The organism is Brevundimonas sp. (assembly GCF_035999125.1).
Lineage (GTDB): Bacteria > Pseudomonadota > Alphaproteobacteria > Caulobacterales > Caulobacteraceae > Brevundimonas.
In genome coordinates this window covers 63211-81711 of sequence record NZ_DASYGX010000012.1, presented here as the reverse complement: position 1 = coordinate 81711, position 18501 = coordinate 63211, and the positions used below count along the sequence as shown (strand labels likewise).

Genomic DNA, 18501 nt, shown 5'->3' with positions numbered 1-18501 from the left:
CGCCCATAGTCATGCCCCGCCTCGTCACCTACAACGTCCATCGCTGCGTCGGCGTCGATCGCCGACTGGACGTCGACCGCATCGTCGCCGTGATCGCCGAGCTGGAGCCGGACGTCGTCTGCCTGCAGGAATTGGACGTCGGGCGGGCGCGCACGGGTTGGGTCGACCAGGCGGCCTCGATCGCGGAGAAGCTGTCGATGGCCGTCCGGTTCCACGCGGCGATGCGGGTCGAGGCCGAGCTTTATGGCGACGCGATCCTGACGCCCCATCCCGAGACGCTGGTGAAGGTCGGCGCCCTGCCCACCCTGCCGAACGTGCCGGGGTTGGAGCCTCGCGGCGCCCTGTGGGCCCGTATCGAGATGGGCGGCGCCGCGGTGAACGTGATCAACACCCACCTGGGCCTGGTGCCGCGCGAGCAGCGGTTGCAGGCCGAGGCGCTGATGGGCGCGGAGTGGATCGGGAGCGCGGCGTGCGAGGGGCCGACCATCCTGTGCGGCGACTTCAACGCCACCTCGGTGACCCGGCCCTATCGCCTGCTGTGCGGATCGCGGTTGGGAGACGCCCAGCGGCGGCTGGGGCTGAAGCCGACCGTGAAGACGTTCCCGTCGGCCTATCCGGCGATCCGGATCGACCACGCCTTCGTCAGCCCGGAGATTCGGGTGACGGGAGCGAAAGCGCCGTTCTCGCCCCTGGCGCGGATGGCGTCGGACCACCTGCCGCTGGCGATCGATTTCGAGGTGGGGGCCTAGCCGACGTCGAGCGCCGCCTCGCCGCGCAGGATCGCGTCGGCATGGGCCGTGTGCTTGGCGCCCTCTTCATGCAGGACGAGCGGCGGCAGGAGCACGAGGGGCGCCTTGCCGAGGCGCACGGCCTTGATCAGCACCCGCTTCGCCGGTCGATCCGTGTACGGATGGACGGGCAGAACTCGGAAGGAGCCCGCCTTTCGCCCCAACAGCGCCAGCAGGTCGGCCAGGCGGTCCGCGCGGTGGATCATGAGGATCGACCCGCCGTCGCGCACGCCCGTGAGCAGGAAGTCGGTCCAGGCGGCGAGGCCGTCGTCGGCCATCCAGGCCGCCCGCTTGCCCGGGCCCGGGGCGCGCAGGGCCGCTGGATTGTCGAAGAAGGGCGGGTTCGACACGGCCCAGTCGGCGCGGGGACGGTCCAGAGCCGCGAAACCGTCGGCGACGTCGGCGGTCAGGACCTCGCCGTCCAAGGCGTTCAGCCTGATGTTCGCGGCGGCGAGCGCGGCCATGTCCGGATCTCGCTCCACGCCCAGCATGCGGACGCCGGGGCGGCGCACGCCCGTCTGGCACAGGACGGCCCCCGCGCCGCAGCCCGCCTCCAGCACCGTTTCGCCCGACCGGGCGGAGACGGCGGCGGCCAGAAGCGCCGCGTCCATACCGGCGCGGTAGCCGTCCACAGGCTGAAGCAGCCGCACGCGGCCGCCCATCAGGGGGGTTTCTTCGACCTCTGCTGCGACCGTCACGCGCTTGACCCGTTCATGGGGCGTCACCATTGTGCGGCGCGTCGTCATCAGGCAAGGCGACGTCGCAACCGATCTCCCCTTCGCCGCGAAAGATCCCGTCTTGGAAGCCGTTTCCGCGCCCCTCAGCCGCCCCGCCGGACAGGTCGACGACCTGGTGCGGCTGGCCGGGCCGGACATGGCGGCGGTCGACGCGCTGATCCTGGACCGGATGCAATCCGACGTGCCGGTGATCCCGCTGCTGGCCGAGCACCTGGTCGGGGCCGGCGGCAAGCGGCTGCGTCCCCTGCTGACGGTCGCGGCCGCGCGCGCCGCGGGGGTCGAGGGTCCGCTGGACGCGCCGCTGAAGCTGGCGGCGGCGGTGGAGTTCATCCACACCGCCACCCTGCTGCACGACGACGTGGTCGATGCGTCCCAGCTGCGACGCGGCAAGGTGGCGGCGCACCTGATCTGGGGCGCGCCGTCCAGCGTTCTGGTCGGCGACTTCCTGTTCGCGCGAGCCTTCGAACTGATGGTCGAGACCGGCGACATGCGGGCGCTGGGCATCCTGGCGCGGGCGTCGGCCGTGATCAGCGAGGGCGAGGTGCTGCAGCTGACGCGCGCCCACGACCTGAACCTGGACCGCGAAACCTATCTGAAGATCATCGGCGCCAAGACCGCCGAACTGTTCGCCGCCGCCGCCGAATCGGGTGCGGTGGGCGCCGGGGCGGACCGCGCGGCCTCGGACGCGCTGAGGGCCTATGGGATGAACCTGGGCCTGGCCTTCCAGCTGGCCGACGACGCCCTGGATTACGGCGGCAAGGCCGAGACCCTGGGCAAGAACGCCGGCGACGACTTCCGCGAGGGCAAGGCCACCCTGCCCCTGATCCTGGCCTTCGCTCGGACCCGAGGGCGCGAGGACGCCTTCTGGGACCGCACGATCACCAAGGGCCACCGCACCGAGGACGACTTCCGCCGCGCGCGCGAACTGGTTATCGGCACCGGCGCCCTGGGCGCGACGCTGGACGAAGCCGGCGCCTGCGCCGATCGCGCAAAGACGGCGCTGACGGCCCTGCCCCGCTCGGCCTGGCGCTCGGCGTTGGCGGAGTTGGCCGACTTCGCGGTCAGCCGGGCGGCGTGACGATCAGCACGGGATGGCCGACATCTGACCCGTGGCGGCGAAGTCCAGCAACGGGCGATCACGGGTCATCAGGCGAAGGTTGAGGGCCCGCGCCGTCGCGGCGACGATCCGGTCGGCCGGATCACGCAGATCGGGGGCGTTGAGCTCGGTGGCGGCGACGAGGATCGCCGGAGAAAGCTCGGCGCGGGTGACGTCTGAATCGATCAGGGTCTCGAACCAGATCAGGGTTGGCATGGTGAGGACCACACGGCGCTTGGCGATCAGATTGCCGACTTCCCAGGCGGTGATCGGCGAAACCAAAACGGAGACGTCGGCGGAGCGCGCCGCCTTGAGTTCGTCCACGGCCTTCGTCTTCAAGCCGCCGCCAGTCAGCCAGAGCGCCGCGCAGGTGTCCAGGAGGATCGGCCGGTCACTGACCAACGTCGTCCCCTTCGTCCCAGGTTGGGTCCGTCAGATCGACGCCCGGCATTATCGTCACCGTGCCCGCGAACCGCATCTGAATGCGGTCTAGGAACGCCTGGCCGAGATCCGCCGGCACGGGGGCGCCATGACGAAACGACGCGGAAGTTTCAGCCATGCCCGAGGTCGCACCCGAATGAAGCCACCCCTCGTCCACCGCCAGGGCTTTGGCCAGTATTTTCACTTTTTTAGGGCGTGGGAACACTTCGCCCGCGAGCCATTTGCGCACGCCTTCGACCGTGACCTGATCACCGGACTCGACCACCTTTTCACGCAGCCAGCCGAGACGGCCGTGATGCAAGGGCGGAACCCCGGCCTTGTCACAAGCCTGGGTGAGGCGCCCTGCGAAGGCGCGGGCGAGCGGGTTCGGTTGGGGATTCATGTCCGGTCCCTGCGGCATCGTGCAGAGACCAACCTAACCAAAGTGAGAGATGCAAGCAAGAAGTGATTTCACTTCAGGCTTGCGCAGAAGCGCTGGATGCGGCGGCAGCCCTCCTCCAGCACGTCCTCGGACGTCGCATAGCTGATGCGGAAATAGGGGCTGAGGCCGAAGGCCGAGCCCTGGACCACCGCCACCCCCTCGGCGTCCAGCAGGGCCGAGACGAAAGCGTCGTCGGAATCGATCACCGTTCCGTCCGGCGCGGTCTTGCCCAGCAGCCCCTCCACGGACGGATAGACGTAGAAGGCGCCCTCTGGGTTCGGGCACCGGACGCCGGTCGCCTGATTGAGCATGGACACCACCAGGTCTCGGCGGCGCTCGAACGCCTGCGCCCGCTCGGCGATGAAGTCCTGTGGGCCGTTGAGGGCCTCGACCGCCGCCCACTGGCTGATAGACGAGGGGTTGGACGTCGTCTGGCCCGCCACCTTGCGCATCAGGTCGATCAGCGGCTTGGGTCCGCCCGCATAGCCGATGCGCCAGCCGGTCATGGCGTAGGCCTTGGACACGCCGTTCACCGTCAGGGTGCGGTGGATCAGGTCCGGCGCGATCTGGGCGAAGGTCAGGTACTCGAAGTCGCCGTAGATCAGGTGCTCGTACATGTCGTCGGTCATGACCCAGACGTGCGGGTGACGGCGGACGACGTCGGCCAGGGCTTCCAGCTCGGCCCCGGTGAAGGCGGCGCCGGTCGGGTTGGACGGACTGTTGAGGATCAGCCACTTCGTGCGCGGCGTGATCGCGGCCTCCAGCGCCTCGGGGCGCAGCTTGAAACCGTCGGCCTCGTGGCCGACCACGGTCACGGGCTCCCCGCCGGCCAGCAGGACCATGTCGGGATAGCTGACCCAGTAGGGCGCGGGCACGATGACCTCGTCGCCCGGCGACAGCGTGGCGACCAGGGCGTTGTAGAGCACCGCCTTGCCGCCGGGGGCGACGTGGATCTGGGTCGTCTCGTAGGAAAGCCCGTTCTCGCGGGCGAACTTGGCGACGATGGCGGCCTTCAGCTCGGGCAGGCCGTCGACGTCGGTGTATTTGGTCTCGCCGCGCATGATGGCGGCGATGGCGGCCTGCTTCACGTTCTCAGGCGTGTCGAAGTCCGGCTCGCCGGCGCCCAGGCCGATCACGTCGCGCCCTGCCCGCTTCAGCTCGCGCGCCCGCGCCGTCACGGCCAGCGTGGCCGACGGCTTCACGCGTGCGAGGGCTGAGGACTGAAGCTGGCTCATGTCGGGCGGTCTCATGCGTGCGGGGGAGGCCCGGGCTGTTTACGGGCGGGGGGGCGTGAGGGCAAATGGGGGCATGATCCGGCGCGTCCTCGACTTCGTCCTGAACATGGAGGCGGCGCGGTGGCGCGCCGTGCTGGCGACGGCCTTGCTGCTGCTGGCGGTGGTCGGGCTGTTCCTGCTGGGCAAGCAGGCGCTGGGGCTGCATGCGGAAGAGAAGCTGCGGCACTGGCTGGAGGGATATGCGGGCAGCCCGTGGGCGTTCGCGGCGACGGTGGCGCTGTTCGTGGGCGCGGCCTTCGTGGGGGCGCCGCAGTTCATCCTGATCGCGGCGTGCGTGGTGGCGTTCGGGCCGTCGCTGGGGTTCTGGTACAGCTGGGCGGCGACGGTCGTGTCGGCCGGGGTGACCTATTGGCTGGGGCGCGGGCCGACGGCGCGGACGCTGGAGCGGTACGGCGGTGCGACGGTCGAGCGGCTGAAGCGGTTCGTGGGGCGGAACGCTTTCTATGCCAGCTTCATGATCCGCAACGTGCCGTCGGCGCCCTTCATCGTGGTCAACATGGCGTTCGGGGCGACGCGGGCGTCGTTCGCCGCCTTTCTGCTGGGGTGCGCGCTGGGCGTGCTGCCCAAGACGGCGCTGGTGGCCTTCTTCGGCGGGGCGGTGGCGGCGGCGGTCAGCGGGGACGGCGTCTGGACCAGCCTGATCCTGGCGGCGGTCGCGGCGGTATGGTTGGGCCTGATGCTGGCGGTGCGCGAGTGGGTGAAGCGGCGCGAGGCGCGTCGCGACTGAGCGTTTTGTGATCGGGGACAGTCGCGCCATATGGGCGGCATCCCTCTTCCAAGGAGCCCGCCGCCATGTCCGTGACCCTGTTCATCTCGCCCGGCGCCTGCGCCATGGCCTCGCACGTCGCCCTGCTGGAGGCGGGCATCGATCACGAAACCCAGGTGGTCGACCTGAGGACCGGCCAGCAGCGCACGCCCGAGTATCTGGCGGTGAACCCGGCCGGTTCGACGCCGGCCCTGAAGACGGACCAGGGCGTGATCACCCAGAACGCCGCCATCCTGGCCTGGGCCGCCCAGACCCGGCCGGACAAGTCCCTGGCGCCGGTGGACGACGCGTTCGCCTTCGCCCGGTTCAACGCCTTCAACGGCTGGCTCGCCTCTTCCCTGCACCCGGCGCTGGGCAAGGTGCTGTTCAGCCGGCCGCCGCTGGAGGGAGAGGCGAAGACGCAGGCGATCGAGTTCGCCCTGTCGAAGCTGGACCTGGCCGAATCGCATCTGGTCGAGGGGCCTTGGGCATTCGGCGAAACGTGGACGCTTACGGACGGGTATCTGATGGTCTTCGAGCGCTGGGCGCGTCAGGCGAAGCTTCTGGATACGGCGCGTTTTCCAAAACTGAACGCCCATCTGGACAAGGTGCAATCACGCGACGCCGTGAAGCGGATGCTGGCGGACGAAGGCTTGGAAGCCGTCTGATCCCGGTCCTTCAAGCGTGGAGGGGACGGGGGTTGTAATCCCCCGTCCATACGGGCAAACGGGCCGTCGGTCGGCTGGACGAAATCGATCAGGACGGATCGCGCGTGGGGATGCGTGCGGAACGGGGCGTCGTCGCAGCGGACCGAGAAACGCTGACCGCCCCTCAAAGGCCCCAATCCGAACGGTATCCCACGCCCATGCACCTTTTCGGCATGATTTCGAACGACATCGCCATCGACCTCGGCACGGCGAACACCCTGATCTACATGAAGGGCAAGGGCATCGTCCTGAACGAGCCCTCGGTCGTGGCGCTGAGAAACGTCGGTGGACGGAAGATCGTCCACGCCGTGGGCATCGAGGCCAAGCAGATGCTGGGCCGGACGCCGGGCCACATGGAGGCGATCCGCCCCATGCGCGACGGCGTCATCGCCGACTTCGAAGTCGCCGAGGAGATGATCAAGCACTTCATCCGCAAGGTTCACAACCGCAAGGGCTTCGTGAACCCGAAGGTGATCGTGTGCGTGCCGTCGGGCGCCACCGCCGTGGAGCGTCGCGCGATCAACGACAGCTGCCTGAACGCCTCGGCGCGTCGCGTCGGCCTGATCGACGAGCCGATGGCCGCCGCGATCGGCGCCGGCCTGCCGATCCACGAGCCGACCGGATCGATGGTGGTCGACATCGGCGGCGGCACCACCGAGGTGGCCGTGCTGTCGCTGTCGGGCATCGTTTATTCACGCAGCGTCCGCGTCGGCGGCGACAAGATGGACGAGGCGATCATCAGCTATATGCGCCGCAACCATAACCTTCTGATCGGCGAGACCACGGCCGAGCGGATCAAGAAGGACATCGGCACCGCCCGCATCCCGTCCGACGGCGAGGGCCTGTCGATCGAGGTCAAGGGCCGCGACCTGATGCAGGGCGTGCCGCGCGAAGTGCGCATGTCGGAACGCCAGGCGGCCGAGGCTCTGGCCGAACCCGTCAGCCAGATCATCGACGCGGTGAAGGTCGCTCTGGAAGCCACGCCGCCGGAACTGGCCGCCGACATCGCCGACAAGGGCATCATGCTGACCGGCGGCGGCGCCCTGCTGCGCGGCCTGGATGCCGAAATCCGCGACCATACCGGCCTGCCGGTGTCGGTGGCCGACGATCCGCTGAGCTGCGTGGCCATCGGCTGCGGCCGGGTGCTGGAGCATCCGCGCTGGATGAAGGGTGTGCTGGAATCCTCGCTGTAGGACCGCTCGCGGATTATTCATGCCGAGCCCCGTTCCGGCCCGTTCCCAAGGGGCACGGATTTTGCGATAGCCCTCGGAAATCGGCTTGACCGGCCGATTCCCGACACTCCCTGCGGAAGGCGCGCCGTGGCGTATCGCGACGGACCGTTCGAAAATCTGAAGGTGCCGGCGCTGCTCGGCGCCGCGGCGGTCGCCGTGGTGGCCGTCGTCGCCGCCGTCTTGCTGCTGATCGCCGACCGCCGTGCCGAGGCCAGCCCGCTGGCTCCGGTGCGGGCGGGCGCCGAGGCGACGCTGGGGCCGGTCAACGGCGTCTTCGCCTATCCGGTCAGATGGGTCGGCGCGGTCAGCGACTGGATCGGGGGCTATTTCTTCGCCGTGTCGGAGAACCGGCGGCTGAAGCGGGAGATCGCGGAGCTTCAGGCCGTGCGCGACGCCAACATCGCCCTGGCCAACGTCAACCGCCGCTACGAGATCCTGCTGGGCGTGCGGACCCAGCCGCCGGTGCCGATGGTCACGGCGCGCTCCATCTCCGACGCGCGCGGCCCGTTCGCCAACGCGCGCCTGGTCGACGTCGGGACGGGCCAGGGCGTCAAGATCGGCAACCCCGTGATCAACGAACATGGCCTGGTGGGACGCGTCAGCGGGACGGCGCCGAACGTCAGCCGGGTGGTCCTGCTGACCGACGTGTCCAGTCAGGTGCCGGTGCTGATCGACCGGTCCGACGCCCGCGCCATCCTGAGCGGCGACGGCAGCGGCAACCCGCGGCTGGAATATGTGCGAGGCGAGGACGCGCTGAAGGTCGGCGACCGGGTGCTGAGCTCCGGCGACGGGGGCGGCATGCCACGCGGCCTGCCGGTCGGCGTCGTGGCGCGGGGCGTGGACGGATCCTGGCGGGTCAAGCTGTTCAGCGACCGCGGCGCCATCGATTTCGTCCGGGTTTTGAGATTCGAGGATTTCGGTCAGCTGGTCACGCCGGAAGCGTTGAACGCCCCACCGCTGGCCGCGCTGGACTCCACGCCGGCGGCTCGTCCACCGGAGCCCGTGGCCCAGCCGACGCCGCCGGAGCCCGCCACTCCGGGAGCGACGGAGTGAGACGCGCGTCGGTCGCCGTGCGTTCGGGCGGGACCATGGACTGGATCGGCTGGCCCGCGCTGATGGCGGCGGGGGGCACATTGCTGCTGGCCACGCCGGTCGAAGTGTTCGGGCTCCAGTTGCCGGAGCCGATCCTGCCGCTGCTGCTGGCCTTCGCCTGGCCGCTGATCCGGCCGTCGATCGTCGCACCGACGGTGCTGTTCGGGCTGGGGCTGGTGCTGGACGTGCTGCTGTATCAGCCGCTCGGCCTGTGGCCGCTGTGCCTGCTGGCGCCCTATGGCGTCGTGCTGGCGGCGCGGTCGTTTCTGGCGGGACAGGAGACGCGGGTGCTGTTCTTCTGGTTCTGCCTGACCAGCGGTTTCGCCTTCTTGCTGGCCTATCTGATCGTCATGCTGACCGGCGGTCGGGCCCCGAGCCTGCTGGCGCTTCTGGGCCAGGTGATCCCGACCCTGTTGCTGTTTCCCCTGTCGAACGCGCTGATTCAGCGGTTCGACGACGTCGATGCGCGGTTCAGATAGTCGGATGAGCTCGGAACCCTCCATCTTCTTCAGCGACCCGAACGAGCGGCAGGGCTCGTTCCTGAGGCGCACCCTGGTTATGGGCGGCCTGACCACGCTGGGCATCGTCGGACTGAGCCTGCGGCTGGGCCAGCTGCAGGTGGTCCAGGCCCAGGAGTTCGCCACCCTGGCGGCCGAGAACCAGTTCAACTATCGCCTCGTCCCGCCGCCGCGCGGCCTGATCAAGGATCGAAACGGCGTGGTGATCGCCGGCAACCGGCCCAGCTTCCGCGTGCTGGTGGTTCGCGACGAGACCAAGGATCTGGACCAGACGCTGGACCTGCTGGGCCGGCTGCTGCCCGACACGGTCGAACGGCGGCGCGGGATCATCCGCGACGTCAACGCCGCGCCGCGCTTCACGCCCGTGCCGGTCAAGAGCGACCTGACGTGGGAGGAGTTCGCGCGGGTCAACCTGTACGCCAACGAGCTGCCCGGCGTGATGGCCGACATGCACGAGGCGCGCTTCTATCCCCACGGCGGGGCCTTCGCCCACGTGGTCGGTTACGTCGCCAAGGCGAACGCGCGGGACGTGGAGGCCTATCGCGAGAAAGACGAGGAGGTTCCTCCCCTGCTGTTCAACCCCAGCTTCCGCATCGGACGGCAGGGGGTCGAGCGGTCACTGGAGGAGACGCTGCGGGGCGAGCCGGGCGGAAATCGGGTGGAGGTCGACGCGCGCGGGCGCGTGGTCGGCGAGGACTCGGCCAACTCCCGCCCCGCCGTGCCGGGCAAGGAGGTGGTGCTGACGCTGGACGCCGACGTCCAGAGCAAGGCGCTGGAGGTGTTCGGCGAGGAGTCGGGCGGCGCCGTGGTGATGGACGTGCGCAACGGCGACGTCCTGTGCATGGTGTCGGCGCCGTCGTTCGATCCAAACCTGTTCGTCTCGGGCGTGCCCAGCCCGATCTATCGCGCCTGGGCCGACTATGAGCGGCGGCCGCTGACCGACAAGTCGATCAACGGCGTGTTCGCGCCCGGATCGACCTTCAAGCCGGTCACGGGTCTGGCCGCCCTGGTCAGAGGGGCGAATCCGGATCGCCGCATCACCTGCACAGGCGGCTTCTACCTGGGTCGTCGCTTCGCCTGTCACGCCACGCACGGCTCGCAGGACATGCGGGACGCCATCAAGAACTCCTGCAACGTCTACTTCATGCAGCTGGCGGTCGAGATGGGGCCCGACGCCATCGCCGACGTCGCGCGCACCATGGGGTTCGGCCAGACCTTCGACCTGGGCATCGGCAACCAGAACGCGGGGCTGGTGCCCGACACCGAATGGCGCCGGCGCAATCCGGTGCGCGGAGACGGCAAGTGGTATCCGGGCGAAACGCCCAGCTATGCGATCGGTCAGGGCGCGCTGACGGTCAACGCCCTGCAGCTGGCCGTCTACACCGCGCGGCTGGCCAACGGGCGCAAGGCGGTGCAGCCGCGCCTGATCAAGTCGATCGCCGGCGTGGAGCAGCCGCCGCCCGGCCAGGTGCGCGACCTGCCCTATGATCCCGCGCTGCTGGCCATCCTGCGCGAGGGAATGAACCGGGTGACCGACGTCGGCGGCACAGGCTTCCGCAACAGCCAGCTGGGTCTGGGCGCCGTTCGGATGGCGGGCAAGACCGGGACGGCGCAGGTGCGCAACTACGGCACCGGATCCCGCAAGTCGAACGTCTGGTCCCAGAAGGACCACAACCTGTTCATCGCCTATGCCCCGATCGACAATCCGCGCTACGCCGTGTCGGTCATCGTGCAGCACGGCGGCATGGGCGGCGGCACCGCCGGCGCCCCACGCGCGCGGGAGATCATGAAGGTGGCCCTGCTGAAGGACCCGGAGATCCGCGCCAGGATCGAACAGGAAGGCTTCGCCGAGACCGAGGATCCGGGCTCGCACGAGGCCAACGCCCTGGGCGCCGCCCAGCCGACGACGACGGCCCCTGCCGAAGCGCCCGCCGCCCCCGCGACGGAGGCGCCGGAATGACCGCCTCGGCCCTGACCCGCCCCGGCGAGCGCGACCGCCTTTCGGTCAAGATCGGTGAGATCGACTGGACCTTCGTCATCCTGACCTGCGTCGTCGCCGGCGCCAGCGTGGCGATGCTGTACTCCATCGCCGGCGGCCACTGGCAGCCGTGGGCCGCCGACCAGCTGACCCGCTTCGTCTTCATGCTGGTCGTCATGCTGGGGCTGGCGCTCGTGCACCCAAAATGGTGGTTCCGCGCGGCCTATCCGATGTACGGCGTGCTGCTGATCCTGGTGCTGATGATCGAGCTGACGCCGCTGGGATACGTGGCCGGGGGCGCGCGCAACTGGCTGAACCTGGGCTTCATCCGCATCCAGCCGGCCGAGTTCGTGAAGATCGGCCTCGTTCTGGCGCTGGCCCGCTGGTACCACAACCACACGGCGCAGGAGGCGCGGTTCAGCTGGAAGCTGATTTTCCCTGCGGCCATGATCGGCATTCCTTTCCTGCTTGTCGCAAAACAGCCGGACCTGGGCTCGGCGATGATCATCGGCCTGACCGGGGCGGTGGTCATGTTCCTGGCCGGGCTGAGCTGGAAGGTGGTGGCGACCGGCGCGGCCGCGGCGATCGCGGTGATCCCGCCCTTCGTCATGTTCGGCATGAAGGAGTACCAGCGAAATCGCGTGCTGACCTTCCTGGACCCGGCGTCGGACCCGTCGGGCACGGGCTACAACATCATTCAGTCCAAGATCGCCCTGGGCTCGGGCGGCTTTCTGGGGCGCGGCTATGGCCTCGGCAGCCAGAGCCAGCTGGAGTTCCTGCCGGAGCGGCAGACCGACTTCATCTTCTCCACCGTGGCGGAAGAATTCGGCTTCATCGGCTCGTTCTCGCTGCTGGTCTGCTATGCGGCGATCATCCTGATCGGATTCCGAATCGCGTCGCTGTCGCACAGCCATTTCGGGCGGATCGCGGCCAGCGGCATGATGGCCTTCTTCGCTCTGTTCGTGCTGATCAATGGGGCGATGGTGATGGGCTTGGCGCCGGTCGTCGGCGTGCCGATGCCGCTGCTGTCCTATGGCGGCTCGTCGATGATGACGATCATGATCGGCTTCGGCCTGGTGCTGTCGACGCGGGTGCACCGCTATTCGGAACTGCCCAAGGGCCACGGGCTTTTCTGAGCATGAGCCAGGCCAAGACCGTCGTCGCCCCGCCCGAGATGTTCGCCGACTGCGGCGAGGCCCCCTGCCCCGAACCCGTCCTGCCCGGCGCCCCGCCCGAGCGCATCCGCGCCATGACCGACGGCGTCCGGATGCGGGACAACCCGGCCGAATGGGCCTTCGTGCGCCTGTCCAAGCTGATCGACGACTTCGAAAAGGGACTGAACCCGGACGAGGAGGTCGGCGCGACCGTGGTCGGCCTGCCGGGCGACGCGACTCTGAAGTTCGACGAAGTCGGCTTCTGGGGCCCGGACCTGCTGCTGTTCAGCGGCAAGAACGCGGACGGCAAGGCCGTGCGGGTGATCCAGCACTATGAAGCGCTGAACGTGACGCTGAGCGCGACCAAGAAGCCCGAGGAGCGGGAGGCGCGGCGTATCGGCTTCCAGCTGTCGGAACTGGTCGAGAAGACCAATCCTGGGCCTAAGACGAAAGCCTAGACCGGAAGGTCAGCCGCCCAGTCAGTGGCACGGACCAGACTGTCGACGATGCCCGGCTCGGTCGAGGCATGACCGGCGTCGGGAATGACGTCCAGCTTCGCCTCCGGCCAGGCGCGGTGCAGGGCCCAGGCGCCGGAGATCGGCGTGACGACGTCGAAGCGGCCCTGGGCGATCCAGGCCGGGACATGGCGGATGCGGCCGACGTTCTTGAGCAGCCAGCCTTCTTCCGGGAAGAAGCCGCCGTTCATGAAGTACCAGCACTCGATGCGGGCGAAGGCGACGGCGAACTCGGGGTCGGCGAACTTGTCGGGCCGGGCGGCCGGACCCTCGACGCTGACGGTCTCGCCCTCCCAGCTGGACCAGGCGACGGCGCAGCGCTCGCGCTCCGCCTTGTCCGGCCCCGTCAGGCGCTTGTAGTAGGCGCCCATCAGATCGTGCCGCTCGTCCTCGGGGATCGGCTCCACGAACCGCTCCCAGGCGTCCGGGAAGATGTTCGACGCGCCCTCCTGATAGAACCAGCGCAGCTCCGGCTTGGTCAGCAGGAAGATGCCGCGCAGCAGCAGCGACTGCACCCGCTCCGGATGGGTGATGGCGTAGGCCATGGCCAGGGTCGAGCCCCAGCTGCCGCCGAAGACGGCCCACCGCTCGATCCCCAGCAGCTCGCGCAGGCGCTCGATGTCCTCGATCAGGGTCCAGGTGGTGTTGTCCTCGAGCGAGGCGTTGGGCTTGGACTTGCCGCAGCCGCGCTGGTCGAACAGGACGATCCGCCATTTCTTCGGATCGAAAAAGCGGCGCATGCCGGGGTTCACCGCGCCGCCGGGGCCGCCGTGCAGCACGACCACGGGACGGCCCTGGGGGTTGCCGCACTCCTCATACCAGACCTCGTGCGGACCGTCGGTCGACATCCAGCCGGAAGCGAAGGGCTCGATCTCGGGAAACAGATCGCGACGGGGAGATGAGGGTGTCGGGAAGGCCATGGAAATCCTGATTTTTCGAACCAATGGCCGATCGACCGTTACCAGAATGTGACCGCATTGCGGCGCGGCGGCCAAGCTTGGCCTTTACGGGAAAGGCGCCGATCGGCCAAGGCGCGAGACGCCGGGTCACCCGCACGCTAGACCGCCGTCATGGCCGAGTCTGCCGTCGTTCCGCACCGAGCAGCCGCCCTGCGGCTTTCGATCGGCTATGTGTTGCTGTTCGGCGTCACCGGGGTCAGCCTGCCCTATGCCGGGCTATGGATGACGGACCGCGGCCTGACGGGTGCGGAGATCGGCGTCATCTTGGCCGCGCCGATGCTGGCGCGGCTGATCACCGGGCCGGTGCTGGCGGTGTGGGCCGATGGGTTCGCGCGACGGCGGTCGCCGATGGCGCTCTTGGCCGCGGCGGCTGCGGCCGGATATGGCGGAGCCCTGATCTTCGATGGGTTCGTCGCCTGGATGGTCTGCTGGTTCTTGGGCGCCACGGCGGCGGCGGCCCTGCTCCCGCTCAGCGACGTGCTGACGCTGCGGATCGGGCGGCGCGAGGGCTTCGCCTTCGCCGTCCCGCGCGGTTTCGGTTCGGCGGCCTTCGTCGCCGCCAACGTGATCATGGGCGCGATCCTGCTGCAGGCGTCTAGCCAGGCCGTCGGCATTTGGATCACGGCCGGCGCGGCGGCCCTGGCTTCGTTCGCCGCCGTCGGCCTGCCGCAGGAGCGGGTCACCGATGGACCGCGGACACGGGCGCGCGACCGCTTCCGGGGCTTGGGCGCCCTAGTCGGGTCGGGGCCGTTCCTGGCCGCCGTGGCCGCGACGGCGGCGCTGCACGCGTCGCACGCTTTCTACTACGCCTTCTCTGCCGTGCTCTGGACGGGCCAAGGGTTGGGCGCGGGCGTGACGGGGGCGCTGTGGGGCTTCGCCGTCGTGATGGAGATCGCCTTCATGTGGCTGATCGAGCCGTTGCGGCGACGGCGCGGGATCGGACCGTGGGCGCTGATCGTCGTCGCGGCGATCGCGGGCGTCGTCCGCTGGGCGGCGATGACGCTGGAGCCGGGTCTGGGCTGGCTGATCGCGCTGCAGGCGCTGCACGCGCTCAGCTTCGCGGCGGCCTATCTGGCCGGGCTGGAGCTGGTCGACCGCTTCAGCCCGCCTGAGGCGCACACGGCGGCGCAGACCCTGTCGTCGGCCCTGTCGTCGGGCGTGGTGATCGGTCTGGCGACGCTGATCTCAGGCCCGCTGTACGACGCCCACGGCGCGGGCGGTTATTGGGCCATGGTCGGACTGGCGGCGGCGGGCGGACTGATCGCAGTCGGGATGGCCCGACGTTCGCCCTAGTGCCCGGCGACGGCCCGAGGAGCGGGCGACAGATGGCGCGCGATCGCCGTCATCGCCGCTTCAATCCCCACTCCGACGCGCGCGGGATCGTCGGCTGGAACACGCAACAGAGCCACGGCCGGGGCGTCGAAGCCGTCCGGCAGATCGCACAGGGCGCGGAACAGCAAGTGGCTGGCGGCGTCGCCGTCGGATTCGGACGAAACGGCGGCGTCCTGTCCCGCGTCGGTCAGCGCCCTCATCAGCTCCTGGGCCGAGGCGGTGGCGCGCACCACGCCGGGGCCCGTCGGCAGGAAGCGCCCCTTGCCGCCCAAGGTGCGGTTCTCAGCGCGGGTCTGGATGCGGAACCCCCCTTCACGGGCGCGGCCGAGGATCAGGAGGGCCCGGCAGGACCGGTCGCGCACCTGACGCTCCAGATCGCGGGCCAGGGCCTCGGCGTCGGCGCCTTCGACCTTGCGCGCCCGGGCCGAGGCAAGCCCGAGCGTCAGGGCCGAGGCCCCGCTCAGCGCGGCGTCCACGGCGGGGTCGCAAACGCAGACGACGATCTCCGGTCGGGCGTCGGATCCGGCGGGCGAAGGCTCTGGCACGGGTCGGAGACCATGACGGTTGTATGACGGCGAGCGGACCCTCATCCGCCGCCACCCCCCGCGTCAAGCCGGAAACGTCGACTCGTCGACAAAGGTGATCAGGAATCACCCATCAGGCGAGATCGCCGACCGCCGCATCCAGGAGCATGAAGGTACGGCCCGCGTCGGACGCCAGACGGTTCAGCACGACGGCGGGGTCGCCGGTGCGGGCGTGATCCTGCAGCAGGCGGCCCGTCTCGCGAACATAGGCCTCCGCGTCGATGCGTAGGGTCGGGTCGCTCATCACTCGGCGCGAGACGCTGCGCACGGCGGCGGGGGCGACGCGGCGCACCACGGCCCGGGCGGCGGAGGCGTCGCCGCGGGTCAGGGCCTGGGCCGCCTCCTCGATGCGCGGGCGCGGCAGAAGCGCGTTCGGATCGACGCCCATTCGGCGCACCGAATCGATCATCCGAACGGACAGCGTCTCGGCCTCCGCCGCGGGCATCACCGGGGTGTCGAGATCCAGCGGCGCGTCATCGGCCAGATCGTCCCAGTCCATGGGGCCCGTCGGCGCCGGCGCGGGCTTGCCGGCGTTCAGCTGAAGCCGGCGCAAACCGAAGGTGCGCCCGGCGGGCGGCGCCGATTCAGGGGGCGTGGGAGCGGGCGTGACGGGCGGTGGCGCTTCGGGCCGCAGAACGGCCTCGGCCTCGCGGCGACGGCCGGAGGCGTCGCCTGAGACGACGCCCATCAGGCGCACGGCCTCGGTCAGCATCTCGTAGTTGCGGCGGACGCGTTCTTGGAAGGCCGCTTCCAGCGCCTCGGTGTCCTCCGCCGCCTTGCGGGAAGCTTCGGACAGGGCCTTCAGCCCGTCCTCGACGACGGCACGGACCGATTCGGCGCGGACGCGGGCGGCTTCCGGCAGTTCGGCCGCCTTGCCGTCCAGGTCGTTCAGGCCCCCCGCGACTTGATCGAGCATGACGCTCAGGCGATCGGCCAAGGCTTCCAGACGCTGCTGGGCCCGCTGACCCGCCTCGTCGACCAGCCCCGCGCTTTCGGCGACCAGACGGCGGGCGCCCTCGATGCGGGCGTCGGCCGCTTCGTCGGCCTGCTGGGCCGCGGCGAACAAAGCTTCTCCAAGACGATCGGCACGATGTTGCGCCTCTTCCGCGGACTGCTGGGCGGTGGTGCGCGCGGCTTCTGCCGTGGCCTGCAGGGCCTCCAGCGCGCGCCGGGTCTCTTCGATCTGGACGTCGCGGGCCTCTGCGGCCAAGGCTTCGAACCGGTCCAGCGCCACCTTGGTGGCGGCGTCGAACCCGTCGGCCTCGCGCTGGGACATGTCGATCAGGGCGCGGAACTGGTCGGTCGCGGCCTCGATCAGGTCGCGAACCGTCTCCACCGCGCCGGCGGAGGTCTCGGCCAAGTCGCCGCCGGCCGTGCGGGCGGCCGACAACTGTTCGACCAGCTGGGCGCGCTGGCTCTCGACCTGGGCGGAGAAGTCCTCCTGATCGGTGCGCAGGGCATAGGCGGCGGTGACCAGGGCCGCGCGCTGCTGGCCCAAGCCCTCCTCCACCGACTGAATCTGTTCGGCGACGCCGGAGCCGGCGTTCTCCAGCCGCAGGGTCTGACGGGCCAGGTCGTCGGCGGCGGCGCGGGCGGCGTCCTGGGCCTCGCCGGCGGCGGCCGCCAGGTCGGCCGCGCGCGCGGCCAGCGCCGCCTCGGCCTCGCGCAGCTGGGCCTGGGCCAGGTCGGAGGCGTCCATGACCATGCGGGACTGGCGCTCGACCGCCTCGACGACGACCAGGGCCTGACCGTCCAGCTTCTGGTTCAGTTGCTCCATGGCCTGCCGCTCCTGCGACAGGGCCTCGGACAGGCGGCGGGCGGTGGCGGCGGCGGTCTCGGCGGCCTGGTTCAGGCGCTGGGTCTCTTCGGAGAGCGCTTCGCGCAGCAAGGTCATGTCGAGCCGTGCGCGCTCGGCCGCCAGTGCCGCGTGATCGACGTCCTGCCGCAACAGGGTCAGTGCACCACCGGCTTCCCTGGCGGCCAGCGCCGTGGGCGCCAGAAGCGCGTCGGACATATCCCGAGCCCGCCGCGTTTCGGCCGCCAGTCTGGCGGAGTCGGCCATGGTACGCGCGAGGAGGAGCGCGAGCCCCGCCGGAGCCACGGCGATCAGTGCATAGGCGGCCAGACGCAGAGGCTCCAGGTCCACAGACCCGAATCCCGTCTCATAGGCAACCAGTGCGGCCACGCCCGCAGCCCACAAGGCGGAGGCGACCGCGGCGATCCAGTAGGGCGCGGGACTGGGCTGGGCCGGCGTCGCCGTCAGAGCCACGGCAGTCTGCGGGGCCGTCTCCGGCTGAGACGCTTGCTCCAGCGGGGCCGGCGGTGAGCCGGTGGGAACCGCCATCTCCGTCACGACGCGATCGCGTGCGGCCGCCTCCGCTTCGTGCCGGGCCGCCTCCTCAGCCAGACGTCGACGGCGGCGTTCGGACATGGGGCGTTCGGGCGAGGCCGGCATAGGTTCCATGACGACCCTGACCTCGTGTTCGCCCGCGGTCGCATCGACGTCCGGCCCAAGGCTCGCCTCCGCCGTCTCCGCTTCAGGAGCGGTCAGGTTCAGCGGCGGCCGTTGGCGGTTCTTCATCGGGTGCGGACTTCGGGTCAGGGACGCGGACGGGCGACCCTAAACATTCGCCCGCTCGCCGCAAAGGCGAACGGAGGCGAAACCGCGATTCAGCAGTCTCGGGCAGGCGCCGAGATCAGGACGGTGCGCGAAGCCTTGGGCGGACAGTCGTCCTTGACGCGACGAACCTCGGGCTCGTCGGCGCGGCGGTCGCGCATTTCCATGCCGAACTGCGACAGGGCGGCCATCGCCAGCGCAGCCACGATTCCGGCGATGAATTCGATCAGCGCATGCATTTCGCCGACCTTCCCTCCTGTCTGCGAGCGCAGTTATGCGCCGTTTCGCGT

The 18501-nt window shown here is 70.0% G+C and carries 19 protein-coding genes; 11 read left to right on the top strand and 8 right to left on the bottom strand.

Annotated features, from left to right (window positions below; all coding sequences use genetic code 11):
• Positions 1-11: 11 nt before the first annotated feature.
• Positions 12-749, top strand: coding sequence for an endonuclease/exonuclease/phosphatase family protein (locus VGN45_RS11135; protein WP_327462405.1), 738 nt, complete (start codon positions 12-14; stop codon positions 747-749).
• Here the strand turns inward: VGN45_RS11135 and VGN45_RS11130 are convergent.
• Positions 746-1516, bottom strand: a complete 771-nt coding sequence (locus tag VGN45_RS11130; protein ID WP_414643430.1) for a tRNA1(Val) (adenine(37)-N6)-methyltransferase — start codon at positions 1514-1516, stop codon at positions 746-748. The two genes, VGN45_RS11135 and VGN45_RS11130, sit on opposite strands and share 4 nt — an antisense overlap.
• Positions 1517-1586: 70 nt before the next feature.
• Between VGN45_RS11130 and VGN45_RS11125 the strand changes: the two genes are divergently transcribed.
• Complete coding sequence (locus tag VGN45_RS11125) at positions 1587-2603, top strand: polyprenyl synthetase family protein (RefSeq protein WP_327462403.1); 1017 nt, start codon at positions 1587-1589, stop codon at positions 2601-2603.
• Positions 2604-2606: 3 nt separating this feature from the next.
• Here VGN45_RS11125 and VGN45_RS11120 read toward each other — a convergent pair whose 3' ends face one another.
• From VGN45_RS11120 to VGN45_RS11110, 3 genes are all read right to left on the bottom strand, one after another.
• Complete coding sequence (locus VGN45_RS11120) at positions 2607-3023, bottom strand: type II toxin-antitoxin system VapC family toxin (RefSeq protein ID WP_327462401.1); 417 nt, start codon at positions 3021-3023, stop codon at positions 2607-2609.
• Entirely contained in the window at positions 3013-3444 is a 432-nt protein-coding gene (locus VGN45_RS11115) for a hypothetical protein (RefSeq protein ID WP_327462399.1), read from the bottom strand. The genes VGN45_RS11120 and VGN45_RS11115 overlap by 11 nt, the downstream gene beginning before the upstream one ends.
• Before the next feature lie 68 nt (positions 3445-3512).
• Positions 3513-4718, bottom strand: a complete 1206-nt coding sequence (locus tag VGN45_RS11110; RefSeq protein ID WP_327462397.1) for a pyridoxal phosphate-dependent aminotransferase — start codon at positions 4716-4718, stop codon at positions 3513-3515.
• Positions 4719-4791: 73 nt separating this feature from the next.
• Between VGN45_RS11110 and VGN45_RS11105 the strand changes: the two genes are divergently transcribed.
• From VGN45_RS11105 to VGN45_RS11070, 8 genes are all read left to right on the top strand, one after another.
• Positions 4792-5505, top strand: coding sequence for a TVP38/TMEM64 family protein (locus tag VGN45_RS11105; RefSeq protein WP_327462395.1), 714 nt, complete (start codon positions 4792-4794; stop codon positions 5503-5505).
• A 65-nt stretch (positions 5506-5570) separates the two neighbouring features.
• Complete coding sequence (locus tag VGN45_RS11100; protein WP_327462393.1) at positions 5571-6191, top strand: glutathione S-transferase family protein; 621 nt, start codon at positions 5571-5573, stop codon at positions 6189-6191.
• 197 nt (positions 6192-6388) lie between these two features.
• Positions 6389-7423, top strand: a complete 1035-nt coding sequence (locus VGN45_RS11095; protein WP_327462391.1) for a rod shape-determining protein — start codon at positions 6389-6391, stop codon at positions 7421-7423.
• Between the two features lie 126 nt (positions 7424-7549).
• Complete coding sequence (gene mreC / locus VGN45_RS11090; RefSeq protein WP_327462389.1) at positions 7550-8515, top strand: rod shape-determining protein MreC; 966 nt, start codon at positions 7550-7552, stop codon at positions 8513-8515.
• Positions 8512-9033, top strand: coding sequence for a hypothetical protein (locus VGN45_RS11085; RefSeq protein ID WP_327462387.1), 522 nt, complete (start codon positions 8512-8514; stop codon positions 9031-9033). The genes mreC and VGN45_RS11085 overlap by 4 nt, the downstream gene beginning before the upstream one ends.
• 4 nt (positions 9034-9037) lie before the next feature.
• Entirely contained in the window at positions 9038-11032 is a 1995-nt protein-coding gene (mrdA, locus tag VGN45_RS11080; RefSeq protein ID WP_327462385.1) for a penicillin-binding protein 2, read from the top strand.
• Positions 11029-12186, top strand: a complete 1158-nt coding sequence (rodA, locus tag VGN45_RS11075) for a rod shape-determining protein RodA (protein ID WP_327462383.1) — start codon at positions 11029-11031, stop codon at positions 12184-12186. The genes mrdA and rodA overlap by 4 nt, the downstream gene beginning before the upstream one ends.
• 2 nt (positions 12187-12188) lie before the next feature.
• Complete coding sequence (locus VGN45_RS11070) at positions 12189-12662, top strand: hypothetical protein (RefSeq protein WP_327462381.1); 474 nt, start codon at positions 12189-12191, stop codon at positions 12660-12662.
• Here the strand turns inward: VGN45_RS11070 and pip are convergent.
• Positions 12659-13639 (bottom strand): prolyl aminopeptidase, encoded by a 981-nt coding sequence (gene pip / locus VGN45_RS11065; RefSeq protein WP_327462379.1) that lies wholly within the window; start codon positions 13637-13639, stop codon positions 12659-12661. The two genes, VGN45_RS11070 and pip, sit on opposite strands and share 4 nt — an antisense overlap.
• A 150-nt stretch (positions 13640-13789) precedes the next feature.
• Between pip and VGN45_RS11060 the strand changes: the two genes are divergently transcribed.
• On the top strand, positions 13790-14971 hold the full coding sequence (locus VGN45_RS11060; protein WP_327462377.1) for an MFS transporter: 1182 nt from the start codon (positions 13790-13792) through the stop codon (positions 14969-14971).
• On the opposite strand, the gene VGN45_RS11055 is transcribed toward VGN45_RS11060, so the two are convergent.
• The 3 genes from VGN45_RS11055 to VGN45_RS11045 all read right to left on the bottom strand — a co-directional run bounded on the left by VGN45_RS11055 (position 14968) and on the right by VGN45_RS11045 (position 18450).
• Positions 14968-15555 carry a hypothetical protein gene (locus VGN45_RS11055; protein ID WP_327462375.1) on the bottom strand — a complete coding sequence of 196 codons (588 nt, stop codon included), beginning with the start codon at positions 15553-15555 and terminating at the stop codon, positions 14968-14970. The genes VGN45_RS11060 and VGN45_RS11055 overlap by 4 nt on opposite strands.
• Positions 15556-15667: 112 nt before the next feature.
• Positions 15668-18175 carry a tipN gene (locus tag VGN45_RS11050; RefSeq protein ID WP_327462373.1) on the bottom strand — a complete coding sequence of 836 codons (2508 nt, stop codon included), beginning with the start codon at positions 18173-18175 and terminating at the stop codon, positions 15668-15670.
• 89 nt (positions 18176-18264) lie between these two features.
• A complete protein-coding gene (locus VGN45_RS11045; protein ID WP_327462371.1) occupies positions 18265-18450 on the bottom strand; it encodes a hypothetical protein in 186 nt (61 codons plus the stop codon).
• Positions 18451-18501: the final 51 nt, after the last annotated feature.

Excerpts from the sequence above, each read along its gene's own strand:
- VGN45_RS11060 (WP_327462377.1), top strand. The coding sequence starts at position 13,790 with ATGGCCGAGTCTGCCGTCGTTCCGCACCGAGCAGCCGCCCTGCGGCTT.
- VGN45_RS11130 (WP_414643430.1), bottom strand. The coding sequence starts at position 1,516 with ATGGTGACGCCCCATGAACGGGTCAAGCGCGTGACGGTCGCAGCAGAG.
- mrdA (WP_327462385.1), top strand. The coding sequence starts at position 9,038 with ATGAGCTCGGAACCCTCCATCTTCTTCAGCGACCCGAACGAGCGGCAG.
- VGN45_RS11070 (WP_327462381.1), top strand. The coding sequence starts at position 12,189 with ATGAGCCAGGCCAAGACCGTCGTCGCCCCGCCCGAGATGTTCGCCGAC.
- VGN45_RS11105 (WP_327462395.1), top strand. The coding sequence starts at position 4,792 with ATGATCCGGCGCGTCCTCGACTTCGTCCTGAACATGGAGGCGGCGCGG.
- VGN45_RS11110 (WP_327462397.1), bottom strand. The coding sequence starts at position 4,718 with ATGAGCCAGCTTCAGTCCTCAGCCCTCGCACGCGTGAAGCCGTCGGCC.
- VGN45_RS11095 (WP_327462391.1), top strand. The coding sequence starts at position 6,389 with ATGCACCTTTTCGGCATGATTTCGAACGACATCGCCATCGACCTCGGC.
- VGN45_RS11115 (WP_327462399.1), bottom strand. The coding sequence starts at position 3,444 with ATGAATCCCCAACCGAACCCGCTCGCCCGCGCCTTCGCAGGGCGCCTC.
- VGN45_RS11135 (WP_327462405.1), top strand. The coding sequence starts at position 12 with ATGCCCCGCCTCGTCACCTACAACGTCCATCGCTGCGTCGGCGTCGAT.
- VGN45_RS11100 (WP_327462393.1), top strand. The coding sequence starts at position 5,571 with ATGTCCGTGACCCTGTTCATCTCGCCCGGCGCCTGCGCCATGGCCTCG.
- VGN45_RS11045 (WP_327462371.1), bottom strand. The coding sequence starts at position 18,450 with ATGCATGCGCTGATCGAATTCATCGCCGGAATCGTGGCTGCGCTGGCG.
- VGN45_RS11050 (WP_327462373.1), bottom strand. The coding sequence starts at position 18,175 with ATGAAGAACCGCCAACGGCCGCCGCTGAACCTGACCGCTCCTGAAGCG.
- pip (WP_327462379.1), bottom strand. The coding sequence starts at position 13,639 with ATGGCCTTCCCGACACCCTCATCTCCCCGTCGCGATCTGTTTCCCGAG.
- rodA (WP_327462383.1), top strand. The coding sequence starts at position 11,029 with ATGACCGCCTCGGCCCTGACCCGCCCCGGCGAGCGCGACCGCCTTTCG.